The organism is Cellulomonas sp. P4_B5_2 (assembly GCF_056402235.1).
The window spans coordinates 1-12,918 of sequence record NZ_JBFUHU010000195.1; the positions used below are offsets into that span (position 1 = coordinate 1).

Here is a 12,918-nt window from a genome sequence, read left to right on the forward strand (position 1 = left end):
GGCGACGAGGGGCACGCTCTCGACCAGGGCGCGCAGGGCGACGGAGGCGGTCGACGCCCCCCGAGCGCGCTCCGCGAGCAGGAACGTCTCGCGCCGGACCACCAGCAGCCGTGCCGCGAGGATGAGGGCCAGAGAGCCCACCGCGGCGAGCCCGACGAGCAGCACCGAGGTCTGGGCCGTCCCGGCGAGCAGGCGGACGTCGGCCGCCCGCAGCACGGTGTCCAGCTCGCTGACCACCGACGGGGTGCGCCCGTCGGACCCGGTCAACGGACCGGGCAGCGCGATGATCTGCGCGACCGCGCGCGCGACCGCGCGGGAGTCGGTGGCGCGCAGGCCATCCGGTTCCACCGGGAAGCGGAACGCCGTGGAGACCGAGCGCGCGGTCTGCATCGCGAGCAGCGCGTCGGGCAGCGAGGCGTCCGACGCCAGGAGTCCCGCGCGGCCGACCACGGTGCCGCCGGCCGGCGGGGGCTGGAGATCGAGCAGGTCCGCGTAGCCGGACCACACCGGCGACGTGGGGTCGGCCGGCTCGAACAGGCCCGTCACGACCGCCACGACGTCGCCCCGGGTCGGCCCCGTGAGCGGCAGGCGCTGGCCGACGACCAGACCCAGCTCGTCCGCGGCGGCGGCCGACATCCCGACCTCCACCACGCGCGGTTCCGACGAGCCGGCGGGGTGCTCGGGGGACATCCGCGGCTCGATCCCCGTGACCCACCGGACGACCGGGTCGGAGGTGGTCGGGGTGCCGAGGTGCAGGAGCCGGGTGGACACGAGGTCGTCGCCCAGCCGGGCGGTGAGCGGGGAGCTCTGGACCGCGGTCACCACGGGCCCGACCACGGCCTGGACGGACTCCGGGAGCGAGGACCGCGTGGTCGTCGCCGAGTTCGCGACCAGGGTCGACGCGTTCTCGACGCGGGCGGGCTGCCCGGTGGCCGTGAACGTGCCCACCCCGGGCCCGCTGCCCAGGACGATCACCACGTCCGCCGCAGGTCCGGCATCCCGGACCGCACCCTGCACCCCCGCGTCCGCGGTCCGCAGCACGATCCGGGGGACGGCCAGCGCGATGAGCACAGTGACGGCCAGCACGACGGCGGCCAGCGCCAGCAGGCCGGCGTCCTGCCGGCTGCGCCGGCGTGCCACGAGGACCGCATCGCCCGTGGTCGAGCGCCAACCGACGGTGGTCCGCGCGCGGAGCTCGGTGATCGTCATCGCTCGTCCCCCAGCCGCAGCAGCTCGCCGGACGCCCGGCGCAGCAGCGAGCTCGTGGTCAGCGCGACCGCTCCGCCGACCAGCACCACGAGGACGGCGACCAGGGCCGCCTGTGTGGGCCAGGGCCACTGCACGATCACGCCGGGGACGGGCCGGCCGCCCTGGACGGACACGGTGACCAGCGGAGCGACCACCTGGCCGAGCACGGCACCGAGGGTGAGCCCCGCGAGCAGGCCCAGCACGCCCAGGATCGCGTGCTCGACGAGCACCGAGCGGACCAGGCCGGAGCGCGGGGCGCCGAGGGCCTGCAGCCGGGCGAGCTCGAGCCGGCGGGTGCGCACCGACACCGTCGCGCTCATCCCGAAGCCCGCCACCGCGAGCGCCACCGCGGCCACCGTCACGATCCACAGCGCGGCCTGCACACCGACCCGCAGCGGTCCGTCGGTGGCGACCTCTCGTGCGGTCGCCCGGTCGACGGCGACGCCGAGGTCGGTCTGACGGACGTCCTCCACCAGCGCGGGTGCGCTCGCATCGGGGACCTGGAGCCACCACTCGTCCAGGAGCGGGCTCGTCGACGAACCGAGCAGGGCCGCGCGCGTGAGCAGGTCGCGGTCGGCCAGCAGCGCGGACCCCGTGGGCAGGCCGGGCAGGTAGGGGACCACACGTTCGATGGTCACCGGCACCCGGACGTCGCCCAGGTCGAGCTCGAGCTCGTCGCCCACCGCCGCGGAGAACGCCGCGACCAGCGTGTCGGTGACGACCACCGGGACCGGGCCGGGCACCGGGAACGTGGCGGCGGCGAACCCGGAGCGGCCGAAGAGCAGCTCGAAGGGGTCGATCCCGCCGGTGACGCGCAGGACGTCGTCGTCGGTCCGCACCGACAGCAGCGGCCGCTTGTTGTTGTCCTGGAGGGCGCCCTGCACGGTCCACGAGGCGGTGGTGAGCGGGACCGCGGTGACCTGGTCCGCGGTGGCCCCCTCGGGCCGCTCGACGACGCGCAGGTCACCTACGCGGACATCCAGCCGCACGTCGGCCTGGCCGAGCCCGAACAGGTCGCCGGGRTCCGTGGACTCGGGGAGGAGCTGCGCGAGCACCCCCACCAGTCGCAGCCCGGGGGCGGTGGCCGGGAGGGTGACGGCCACGTCGTCCGAGCTGCCCAGGAGCGGGAGCGGCGCCAGCTCGAGCGGGGTCCGGGTGCCGCTCGGGTCCTCGACGACCAGGCTGAGCAGCACGACCSCGGCCAGCGCGGGGGAGACGGAGCTCTCGACGTCCACCAGGAGCCCGGTGGGTGCACCGGGCAGGGGGATGCCGACGGCGGGTGTCGCCGGCCGGAGCGGTTCCGCGAGCGTGCCCCACGTCGGCGTGATCCTGCCGCGCAGCAGCGCGTCGGCCTGGGTGGTGTCGAGCGCGAGGAGGTTCACCGCACGTCCCCGGCTCTCGCCCGGCGACTCCGCGGGCTGCCCCAGGGTGACCGTCCGGTTCGTCACCGGGCTCATGGCCTGCACGCCGGGGAGCTCGCCGACGGCGCCCGCCTGCGCGATCCCGGAGCCCTCCAGGCGGTCCAGCCGCACGTCGGTCCCCACGGCGAGGTCCACCTGGTCGCCCTGCGACGTCCGCCACGTGCTGAGGAAGGACTGCGAGAACGAGCCGACGCCCAGCGCCAGCGTCAGCAGGAGCACCGCGCCGGCCGCCCGGCCGGGCCGGCGGCCGACCTCCCACGCGGCGAGGGGGGAGATGAGCGACGTGCTCCGGGCGGCCAGGCGCTCGCCCGCGTGCGCGACCAGGGGCAGCAGCCGGAGCGTCAGGACGGCGCCGGCGAGCAGCAGCAGGGCGGGCGCCGCCACCARCACGGGGTCGAGCCGTCCCGGTCCCGCCTGGTCGACGGGCGACCGGTAGGAGCTGAGCTGCCACACCGCGAGCCCCGCGAGCACCAGGAGCGCGAGGTCGGCGCCGGAGCGGGCGAGCCCACCGCGACCGTCCTGCCGCACGAGTCGCTGCTCGGCGTCCACCGCGCTGCCGCGGCGCCGCAGCAGCGGCCCCAGCAGCACGGTCGCGAGCACGAACGACGAGACGACGCACGTGATCCACAGGATGGGCGGGTGGCCCGGGTCGTGGTGCAGGCCCGCCCGCGCGAGGGGGCCGACGGAGGTGATCCCCTGGAACAGCAGGCCGGCCAGCCACGGTGACACGAGCGTGGTGACCAGCGCGACGCCGGTCGCCTCGAGCGCCGCGAGCGCCAGCAGCTGCCGCCCGGAGGCGCCTCGCGACGACATCAGCGTCTGCTCCGAGGCGCGACGCTCGGCGAGCAGGCGCGCGGCCAGCAGCAGCACGGTGACCGAGAGCACGACGAGCATCAGACCGACGATGACGAGGCTGACACGGGTCACCGCCAGGTTGCCCTGCGCGACGTCGATCGTGGACTCGAGGCGCGAGCGGAACTGGGCGGAGAGCACGCCGCCCTCGGACCGGGAGACCAGGGTGGCCTGCGCGTCGTCCAGCCTCCCTCGCACTCCCTCGACCGCACCCGGCGGGCTGTCGGCGAGCCGCGGCGAGGCGACGAGGGCGGCGGTGGCGACCGTCCCGGCGGTGGTCATGGCCTCCGGGGCGACGACGAACGGACCCCACGCGCTGGTGGTGACGAACCCGAAGCTGCCGGGCACCGGATAGGCCGGGTCGTGCTGCGCGCCCTGCAGCAGGTCACGCGTCCACAGGCTGCGCGGCCCGGACAGCTCGTGGATGCCGACGACGACGACCGTGCCGTCCGTGTAGGAGCCGAGGTTCTGCACGGGCAGCTCGGTGCCGACCGTCCACCCGTAGCGCTCCGCTGCGACCTGGGGGATGGCGACCTGCACACGACCCTGGTGGTCGGCGCCCGCCGTCGGCCACGCGCCTGCCAGCAGCGTGGCGTGCTCCGGGACGTCGGGGTAGACCGCGAGGTAGGCCAGGGGTGCCGTGATCGGTGGGCCGTCGCCCGGCAGCCGGTACATGGGCGACGTGAGCCACCGCGTCCGCTCGGCCGGGACGTCGCCGAGCAGCTCGTCGAGGAACGCCTCCCCGGACGCGATGGCCGGCGCGGGGCTGGACTGGTCGAGGGTGAGCACCGCGTCGACGTCGGTCGCTGTGGCCGGGGCCTGGTCGAGCGCGGTGTCCAGCGCGTGGTGCTCGCTGGTGAACAGCAGGAGGGCGAAGGTGCCGAGCAGGCAGGCGCCGACCAGAGCGACGGCCAGGACGGTTGCCAGAAGGGTCCGCTGTGCGGCGGCGCGATGGCGCAGCACGCGCAGGCTCCAGCCCATCCGACCCCCCTCGTGACCTCGTCGTCCGACCGTGGACGCGCTCCTGTACCGGTCAGGTGCGCGCGGTCCAGAGAGCGTAAACGAGCAGGCCGTGGGTGTGGGAGCGATTCCGCAGAACGTGACCGAACGGTGGCCGGGCCCGGGGGGGGCCCCTTGGCGATCTTCGCCGCCGCCTCGTACCCGATCACCCGGTTGAGCGGCGTGACGATCGACGGCGACGACTCCGCCAGCGCACGGGCGCGCTCGACGTTGGCGACCAGGCCGACCACCGTCTTGTCCGCGAGCAGCCGTGACGCGTTGGCCAGCAGCCGGACCGACTCCAGCACCCCCGCGGCGATCACGGGGATCTGCACGTTGAGCTCGAACGAGCCGCTCGCGCCGGCCCACGCGACCGTGGCGTCGTTGCCGACGACGCGTGCGGCGACCATGAGCACCGCCTCGGGGATGACCGGGTTGACCTTGCCGGGCATGATCGACGAGCCCGGCTGCAGGTCGGGGATCGCGATCTCGCCGAGGCCGGTGTTCGRGCCCGAGCCCATCCAGCGCAGGTCGTTGCAGATCTTGGTGAGGCTGACGGCGATGGTGCGCAGCGCGCCCGACAGCTCGACGAGCCCGYCGCGGGAGCTCTGCGCCTCGAAGTGGTCGCGCGCCTCGGTCAGCGGCAGCCCGGTGTCCTCGCGCAGCAGCTCGATCACGCGCTGCGGGAAGCCGGCCGGGGTGTTGATGCCCGTGCCGACCGCGGTGCCGCCGAGGGGGACCTCGGCCGCGCGGGGGAGCGCCGACTCGAGCCTCTCGATGCCGTACCGGACCGCGGCGGCGTACCCGCCGAACTCCTGGCCGAGCGTGACGGGCGTGGCGTCCATGAGGTGCGTGCGGCCGGACTTGACCACCTGCGCCCACTCGACGCTCTTCGCCTCGAGCGCCTCCGCGAGGTGGCCCAGCGCGGGGATCAGGTCGCGCACGACGCCGGCGGTCGCGGCCACGTGCACCGACGTGGGGAACACGTCGTTGGAGGACTGCGACGCGTTCACGTGGTCGTTCGGGTGCACGTCGCGGCCGAGCCGCCGCGTGGCCAGCGTGGCCAGCACCTCGTTGGTGTTCATGTTCGAGCTCGTCCCTGAGCCCGTCTGGTAGACGTCGATCGGGAAGTCGCCGTCGTGCGCCCCGCTCGCGACGTCGTCGGCGGCAGCGACGATGGCGTCGGCGATGTCCTGGTCCAGCACGCCCAGCTCGGCGTTCGCGCGGGCCGCTGCCTTCTTGATGCGGGCCAGCGCCTCGATGTGGCTGCGCTCGAGGCGGCTGCCGGAGATGGGGAAGTTCTCCACGGCACGCTGCGTCTGCGCGCGGTAGAGCGCGTCGACCGGGACGCGCACCTCACCCATCGTGTCGTGCTCGATGCGGTACTCAGAAGTCATGCGTGCCATCCTGCCGCACGTCTAGACCTCGACGTCCCCCAGCGACTCGGTCAGGTGCACGGTCCCGTCGGCCAGCGTGTACTCGAGCCCGACGATCGCCACCCGCCCCTCCTTGACCGCCTCCGCGAGCGAGCGCGAGTAGCCCTGGAGCATCTGCACGGTGTGCCGCACGTGCTCGTGACCCAGGACCGCCGGGTCGAGGGTGTCGAGGGCGCCGAACCCCCCACCGGCCAGGTTGACGATGCTCGGGATCACCCGGTCCACGATGGCGCGCACGAAGCCGGTGGGCAGCTCGCCGGTGGTGAGCGCGGTCGTCGCGGCCGCGACCGCGCCGCAGCTGTCGTGCCCGAGGACCACCACGAGCGAGGCGCCGAGCACGTCCACGCCGTACTCGATCGAGCCGATGACGGTGGTGTCCAGCACGTGCCCGGCGGTGCGGACGACGAACACGTCACCGAGGCCCTGGTCGAAGATGATCTCGGCGGCGACGCGCGAGTCCGAGCAGCCGAAGATCACCGCGAACGGATACTGCGCGACGCTGAGCTCGGAGCGGTGGTCGATGCCCTGCGACGGGTGGAGCATCTCGCCGCGGACGAACCGCTCGTTCCCCTCGCGCAGCGCGGACCAGGCTTCGGCAGGCGTCGTGGGTCGGGTCACGGCGTCATGCTCGCAGGTCCGCGGACCGTCCGCAGGGCGCGTTCCAGCAGTCGGGCGACCCGTTCCGGTGGCGGGTCTTCACCCGGAGGGTGTAGCCAAGGGGGTGAGACGCCGACGTCTCAGCCTTGGGGGGTGTTCCGTGGGACGACGCAGACGTGCTCTGGCCCTCGTCACCGGGCTGGCGGTGGCGGTCCCGCTGGCCGCATGCGCAGGATCCGGGTCCGGAACTCCCGTGCTGACCTGGTACATCAACCCGGACGACGGCGGCCAGGCCGAGATCGCCAAGCAGTGCACGGAGGCCGCAGAGGGCAAGTACGTGATCGAGACGTCGGTCCTGCCGCGCGACGCCAGCGCCCAGCGCGAGCAGCTGGCCCGACGCCTGGCCGCCAAGGACTCGTCGATCGACATCATGAGCCTGGACCCGCCGTTCGTCCCCGAGATGGCCGAACCCGGGTTCCTGGCCCCCGTGCCCGACGACGTCGCGCAGCGGGTGACTCAGAACGTCGTCGCCGGCGCCCTGGCCGGGGCCACGTGGGACGACAAGCTCGTCTCCGTCCCGTTCTGGGCGAACACCCAGCTGCTCTGGTACCGCAAGTCGGTCGCCGCAGCGTCGGGGCTCGACCCGGCCAAGGCACCGGTGACGTGGGACCAGATCATGACCGCGTCGAAGGACCAGGACAAGTACCTCGCCGTCCAGGGCACCAAGGCCGAGTCGCTCACCGTGTGGATCAACGCGCTCGTCGCGTCCGCCGGCGGCACGATCCTCGAGAACCCCGAGGCGCCGGCGGACGAGCTGACGCTCGGGCTGGAGAGCCCGGCCGGTGAGGCCGCCGCGACGATCATCGGCACCATCGGCAAGGAAGGCCTGGGTGGTCCCGCCCTGCCGACGGAGGACGAGGGGGCGTCGCTGTCCATCTTCCAGGGCGACAAGGGCTCGTTCATGGTCAACTGGCCGTTCGTCTGGTCCGCCACGAAGGCCGGCGTCGAGGACGGCACGTTCGAGCAGGCGCTGCTCGACGACATCGGCTGGGCGCTGTACCCGCAGGTGACCGAGGGGCAGCCGAGCGCACCCCCGTACGGCGGGATCAACCTCGGGATCGGGGCCTTCAGCAACTACGTCGACCTCTCCTACCAGGCGGCGGAGTGCATCGTCACGCCCGAGCACCAGGCGCAGTACTTCGCGACCAACGGCAACCCGCCGTCCAACACCGAGGCCTACGACGACCCCGCGGTCACCGAGGCGTTCCCGATGGCGGACGTCATCCGGGAGTCGCTCGAGCTCGCCGTCCCGCGGCCGCAGACGCCGTACTACAACGAGGTGTCCACCGGCCTGCAGCAGACCTGGCACCCGCCGAGCGCGGTCAGCCCGGAGACGACGCCGACCGAGTCGACGGACTTGATCACCGCTGTGCTTCGAGGGGAGCAGCTGCTATGACCACGGTCGCCGACAAGAGACCGGATCTGCGCGACGCCGCAGCGAAGGCCGGCCGCAGCGATCGAGCGAAGTCCGAGGCGCGCCTCGGCTGGCTGCTCGCGGGGCCCGCGTTCGTCGTCATGCTCGCCGTCACCCTGTACCCGATCCTGCAGGCCTTCTACGACTCCCTCTTCCACTTCCGCCTCACCGCTCCGGACGACAAGCGCTGGGCCGGTCTGACCAACTACTCGGTCGTGCTGTCCGACCCGCTCTTCTGGCAGGCGCTCGGCGTCACCGTCTTCATCACCGTGGTGACCGTGGTCGTCGAGCTGCTCCTCGGGTTCGGGCTCGCGCTCGTCATGCACCGCGCCATCACGCAGCTCCGCGGCCTGCTCCGCACGGCGATCCTGGTGCCGTACGGGATCATCACCGTGGTCTCCGCCTTCGCGTGGTTCTACGCGTTCGACATCAACTCGGGGTACGTCAACCACTGGTTCGCGTGGGTGCCCGGGATCAGCACGGACCTCAACTGGTTCGCCCAGCAGGGCACCAGCCTCTTCGTCATCATCATGTCGGAGATCTGGAAGACCACGCCGTTCATCTCGCTCCTGCTCCTCGCGGGCCTCTCGCAGGTGCCGACCGAGCTGGAGGAGGCGGCCGAGGTCGACGGCGCGACCTGGTGGCAGCGCCTCACACGGGTGGTCCTGCCGAACATGAAGGCCGCGATCATGGTGGCTGTCCTGTTCCGTGCCCTCGACGCGTTCCGCATCTTCGACAACGTGTTCATCATGACCAACGGGGCCAACGGCACCGAGGTGCTGTCGCTGCTGGCGTACCGGACCTCGATCGGACGGCTGGAGATCGGCCTCGGGTCGGCGATCTCCGTGCTGCTCTTCCTGTGCGTGATCCTGATCTGCTGGGTCGCGGTCAAGCTGTTCAAGGTCGATCTGGCCGGCGGCGCGAGGGGGGCGGGCTGATGAAGCAGCTGTCGACCAGGGCCAAGATCGCCTGGGCCCTCATCACGATCTTCGTCCTCGCGTACGCGCTGTTCCCGATCGTGTCCATCTTCGCGACGTCGTTCAAGCTGCCGAGCCAGCTCAACCTCGGGCTGTTCTGGCCCAAGACCTGGACGACCGTGAACTACGAGGAGATCCTCGCGCCGGGCGGGTCCGCGCAGACCCTGTTCCTGTCCTCGCTGCGCAACTCGATCGGCATCTCGCTGATCGCCACGGCCATCGCGGTTGTGCTCGCCACGCTCGCCGCCTACGCGATCGCGCGGCTCGACTTCCCGGGCAAGCGGATGGTCCTGCTCACCGCGCTGGGCGTCTCGATCTTCCCGGTCATCTCGATCGTCACGCCGCTGTTCAACCTGTGGCGGAACATCGGCCTCTACGACACCTGGCTCGGCCTGATCATCCCGTACCTCTCGCTCACGCTGCCGATCTCCATCTGGACCCTCGCAGCGTTCTTCCGCCAGATCCCGTGGGAGCTCGAGCAGGCCGCGCAGGTGGACGGGGCGACCACGTGGCAGGCCTTCCGCAAGGCGATCGTGCCGCTGGCGGCGCCCGGTGTGTTCACCACGGCGCTGATCGCGTTCTTCATCGCGTGGAACGACTTCGTCTACGGCATCTCGCTCACGTCGACCGACCGGGCCCGTCCCGTCCCGGCGGCGCTGGCGTTCTTCACCGGCGCCTCGCAGTTCGAGGAGCCCACGGGGTCGATCTCCGCCGCCGCCATCATCGTGACCATCCCGGTGGTCATCCTCGTCCTGCTCTTCCAACGCCAGATCGTGTCCGGCCTGACCCAGGGCGCCGTCAAGGGCTGACCACGAAGGAGATCCGATGGCCGCCATCACTCTCAAGGACATCGTCAAGCAGTACGGCGACGGCTTCCTCGCCGTGAAGGGCGTCAGCCTGGATATCGCCGACGGCGAGTTCGTCATCCTCGTCGGGCCGTCCGGCTGTGGGAAGTCGACGCTGCTGCGCATGATCGTCGGCCTCGAGGACATCACGGCGGGCGACCTGCACATCGGCGGCAAGCGGGTCAACGACAAGGCCCCCCGCGACCGGCACCTGGCGATGGTGTTCCAGAACTACGCGCTCTACCCGCACCTGACCGTCTTCGAGAACATCGCGTTCCCGCTGCGCCTGCAGAAGGGGCWGTTCACCGACGCCCAGATCCGCGAGAAGGTCGAGTTCGCCGCCAAGACGCTCGAGCTGCAGGACCACCTCGAGCGCAAGCCCGCCAACCTGTCCGGCGGTCAGCGGCAGCGTGTCGCGATGGGCCGCGCGATCGTCCGCGAGGCGGAGGCATTCCTCTTCGACGAGCCCCTGTCCAACCTCGACGCCAAGCTCCGCGGGCAGATGCGGACCGAGATCGCGCGCATGCAGCGCCGACTGGGCACGACGACCGTCTACGTCACCCACGACCAGACCGAGGCCATGACCCTCGGCGATCGGGTGGCCGTCCTGCGCAAGGGGGAGCTCCAGCAGGTGGCCAGCCCGCGGGGTCTGTACGAGCAGCCGGTCAACCTGTTCGTCGCCGGCTTCATCGGGTCGCCGCCCATGAACTTCCTGCCGGGGGAGATCAGCGGGTCGACGATGACGCTGCCGTTCGCCGAGGTCCCGATCTCCGCGGACCTGGCCCCCAAGCTGCAGGGCAAGGAGATCGTCATCGTCGGCATCCGCCCTGAGCACTTCGAGGATGCCGCGCTCGTCGAGGACGCCAAGAAGGACGCCGGTGTCACCTTCAAGGCGCCCGTGGACGTCACCGAGTGGCTCGGCTCCGAGCTCTACGCCTACATCCCGTTCGACACGAACCCGGACGTCGCGACGACGCTCGAGGAGCTCGACCGCGACCTGGACGGCGAGGGACTGCGCACCCAGCTGATCGTCGCCCTCCCGTCGGAGACCAAGATCCGGGACGGCGTCGACGCGGACCTGTGGTTCGACCCCGCCCGGATGATGGTGTTCGACCCCGAGAGCGGCGAGAACCTCACCTGGGACGGCGCGGCCGCCGAGGCGCTCGACCGCGAGAACGAGGCCGACCGGAAGGCGTCGCTGGAGCGCGCGCAGGCCCGGGAGAGGGCGAGCGCCTGACGGGTCAGGCCAGCTCGGCGAGACGCGGCGGGTTGGCGCCTGCCCGGGACACCGTGATGGCCGCGATCCGCGCGCACCGCTCGAGCACTGCCTGGACGGTGGCCGCATCCACGTCGGCGAGCGCCTGACGACGACCCGCCCCGAGCAGCCCAGCCGACCACAGCCCGTCGATCAGGCCGCCCATGAACGAGTCGCCGGCGCCGACCGTGTCCGCCACCTGCACCTTGGGTGCCTGCACGGAGATCCGCGCGCCGGCCGACGTGCTGGCGAACGCCCCCTCGCCCCCGTGCGTCACGACGACCAGCGACGGCCCGGACCGGCTCCACTGTTCGGCGATCTCCGCGGGCGCGACGCCCGGGTGCAGCCAGGCGAGGTCCTCGTCGCTGACCTTGACCACGTCGGCCAGCCGGACGAGCGCGTCGACCACGGGCAGCGTCTGCGCGGGGGAGCCCATGAGCACCGGGCGCAGGTTCGGGTCGTACGTGATGGTCGACGTCGCGCCGCGATCGAGCCGGTGTGGATGACCACCGGGTCGCCCGGGTCCTCATCCCACGTCTCGGGGAGGTCCCACTCGAGGTCGAACTCGTAGGTCGCCGCGCCGGTCTCGTCGATGTGGGCGGTCGCCACCGGCGTGCGCAGGGCCGAGCGGTTGCCCTGCAGGACGTTCACTCCCGAGCCGCGCAGGTGGCGGCGGACGAGGTCGCCGTCGGTGTCGTGCCCCAGCCACGTGAGCAGGTCGACGCGCCGGCCGAGGCGCCCCAGCCCGAGCGCGACGTTCGCGGGGCTGCCACCGGGGTGCTGCGCGCGGCTGCCGTCCGGCCGGGTGACGACGTCGATGAGCGCCTCGCCGAGGACGAGTGCGCGGTCGACGGTGGGCGTGGTCATCAGGACTCCTCGTCGGGGGTGGTCACGGCGGTGTCACGCACCGCGCTGAGCCGCTCGCGTGCGCCGTCGAGCCACTCCTGGCAGCGCTTGGCGAGCGCCTCGCCGCGCTCCCAGAGCGTGAGCGACTCCTCGAGGGTCGCAGCGCCGGCCTCGAGCCGGGCGACGACCGCCACCAGCTCGTCGCGGGCCTCCTCGTAGCCGAGGGCGGCCACGTCGGCGTTCGGGTCGGACGGTGGGGACTGGGACGGCTTCGGCACGGGGACAGTCAACCAGGATGTGCCCACACCGTCGGCAACCCGTCGGGCGGGGCGGCCACGCCGCCAGGGTGCCGCGGTCAGAAGAGGTCGAAGGCTGCGCGGACCGCGCCGCGCACCGCACGACCGGGTTCAGGGACCGACGACCTGGGCGGCGATCTCTCCGCGGGCCACGCGGACGCGCAAGGCGTCGCCCGCGGTCACCTCCTCCGGGTCGCGCACGACGTGCCCGTCGGTCCGCCGCACCACGGCGTACCCGCGGTCGAGCGTGGCCGCCGGCGAGAGCGCGCGCACCTGGGCCGCGAGCCCGGCCACCTCCGCCCGGCCGTGCACGAGCGCGGTGTGCAGCGAGCGCCGGGCGCTCTCCCGCAGGGCGACGACCCGGTGCTCGTGGACGTCGACCAGCGTGGTGGGGTTGGCCAGCACCGGTCGGCTGCGCCAGTGGTCGAGGCCGGTCTGCTCCCGGGTCAGCCGCATGGTGAGCGCGGCTCGGGCACGGAGGCGGGCCTGGGACACGCGTGCGCGCTCCTCGCTCACGTCCGGCACGATCCGCTTGGCGGCATCGGTCGGCGTGGACGCGCGGAAGTCGGCGACCAGGTCGAGCAGCGGCGTGTCCAGGTGGTGCCCGATCGCGCTGACCAGCGGGGTCCGGCAGGCCGCCGCCACGCGCACGAGCGACTCGTTGCTGAAGGG

10 protein-coding genes and 2 pseudogenes are annotated in these 12,918 nt (G+C 72.7%); 4 read left to right on the forward strand and 8 right to left on the reverse strand.

Annotated elements, in window-relative coordinates; genetic code table 11:
• The 4 genes and pseudogenes from AC1DUQ_RS14310 to AC1DUQ_RS14325 all read right to left on the reverse strand — a co-directional run.
• Nucleotides 1-1,209 (reverse strand): hypothetical protein (locus AC1DUQ_RS14310; protein WP_477074013.1); only part of this gene is annotated, 1,209 nt, incomplete at its 3' end.
• Nucleotides 1,206-4,502: an FtsX-like permease family protein gene (locus tag AC1DUQ_RS14315; RefSeq protein WP_477074014.1), complete on the reverse strand. Its 3,297-nt coding sequence runs from the start codon at nucleotides 4,500-4,502 to the stop codon at nucleotides 1,206-1,208. The genes AC1DUQ_RS14315 and AC1DUQ_RS14310, both read right to left, overlap by 4 nt.
• 122 nt (nucleotides 4,503-4,624) lie before the next feature.
• Nucleotides 4,625-5,926 (reverse strand): annotated as a pseudogene (locus AC1DUQ_RS14320) (class II fumarate hydratase); the annotation flags it as partial.
• A gap of 12 nt (nucleotides 5,927-5,938) precedes the next feature.
• Entirely contained in the window at nucleotides 5,939-6,574 is a 636-nt protein-coding gene (locus AC1DUQ_RS14325; protein ID WP_477060255.1) for a carbonic anhydrase, read from the reverse strand.
• A 139-nt stretch (nucleotides 6,575-6,713) separates the two neighbouring features.
• Between AC1DUQ_RS14325 and AC1DUQ_RS14330 the strand changes: the two genes are divergently transcribed.
• From AC1DUQ_RS14330 to AC1DUQ_RS14345, 4 genes are read left to right on the forward strand one after another with little or no spacing between them, the layout of a single operon-like run.
• Nucleotides 6,714-8,009: a sugar ABC transporter substrate-binding protein gene (locus tag AC1DUQ_RS14330; protein WP_477074015.1), complete on the forward strand. Its 1,296-nt coding sequence runs from the start codon at nucleotides 6,714-6,716 to the stop codon at nucleotides 8,007-8,009.
• Nucleotides 8,006-8,965: a carbohydrate ABC transporter permease gene (locus AC1DUQ_RS14335; RefSeq protein WP_477060257.1), complete on the forward strand. Its 960-nt coding sequence runs from the start codon at nucleotides 8,006-8,008 to the stop codon at nucleotides 8,963-8,965. The genes AC1DUQ_RS14330 and AC1DUQ_RS14335 overlap by 4 nt, the downstream gene beginning before the upstream one ends.
• The gene (locus AC1DUQ_RS14340) at nucleotides 8,965-9,813 is read left to right on the forward strand and encodes a carbohydrate ABC transporter permease (RefSeq protein ID WP_056095899.1); all 849 of its coding nucleotides are present in this window, start codon (nucleotides 8,965-8,967) and stop codon (nucleotides 9,811-9,813) included. Before AC1DUQ_RS14335 ends, AC1DUQ_RS14340 begins: the two co-directional genes overlap by 1 nt.
• A gap of 16 nt (nucleotides 9,814-9,829) precedes the next feature.
• Complete coding sequence (locus AC1DUQ_RS14345) at nucleotides 9,830-11,086, forward strand: ABC transporter ATP-binding protein (RefSeq protein WP_477074016.1); 1,257 nt, start codon at nucleotides 9,830-9,832, stop codon at nucleotides 11,084-11,086.
• A 4-nt stretch (nucleotides 11,087-11,090) separates the two neighbouring features.
• On the opposite strand, the gene AC1DUQ_RS14350 is transcribed toward AC1DUQ_RS14345, so the two are convergent.
• The 4 genes and pseudogenes from AC1DUQ_RS14350 to AC1DUQ_RS14365 all read right to left on the reverse strand — a co-directional run.
• On the reverse strand, nucleotides 11,091-11,540 hold the full coding sequence (locus AC1DUQ_RS14350; protein WP_477074017.1) for a PfkB family carbohydrate kinase: 450 nt from the start codon (nucleotides 11,538-11,540) through the stop codon (nucleotides 11,091-11,093).
• A gap of 155 nt (nucleotides 11,541-11,695) precedes the next feature.
• A pseudogene (locus AC1DUQ_RS14355) lies at nucleotides 11,696-11,971 on the reverse strand (PfkB family carbohydrate kinase); the annotation flags it as partial.
• On the reverse strand, nucleotides 11,971-12,228 hold the full coding sequence (locus AC1DUQ_RS14360; protein ID WP_477060260.1) for an exodeoxyribonuclease VII small subunit: 258 nt from the start codon (nucleotides 12,226-12,228) through the stop codon (nucleotides 11,971-11,973). The pseudogene AC1DUQ_RS14355 and the gene AC1DUQ_RS14360, both read right to left, overlap by 1 nt.
• 129 nt (nucleotides 12,229-12,357) lie before the next feature.
• Nucleotides 12,358-12,918 (reverse strand): exodeoxyribonuclease VII large subunit (locus AC1DUQ_RS14365; RefSeq protein ID WP_477074018.1); only part of this gene is annotated, 561 nt, incomplete at its 5' end.

Excerpts from the sequence above, each read along its gene's own strand:
- AC1DUQ_RS14335 (WP_477060257.1), top strand. The coding sequence starts at position 8,006 with ATGACCACGGTCGCCGACAAGAGACCGGATCTGCGCGACGCCGCAGCG.
- AC1DUQ_RS14340 (WP_056095899.1), top strand. The coding sequence starts at position 8,965 with ATGAAGCAGCTGTCGACCAGGGCCAAGATCGCCTGGGCCCTCATCACG.
- AC1DUQ_RS14350 (WP_477074017.1), bottom strand. The coding sequence starts at position 11,540 with ATGGGCTCCCCCGCGCAGACGCTGCCCGTGGTCGACGCGCTCGTCCGG.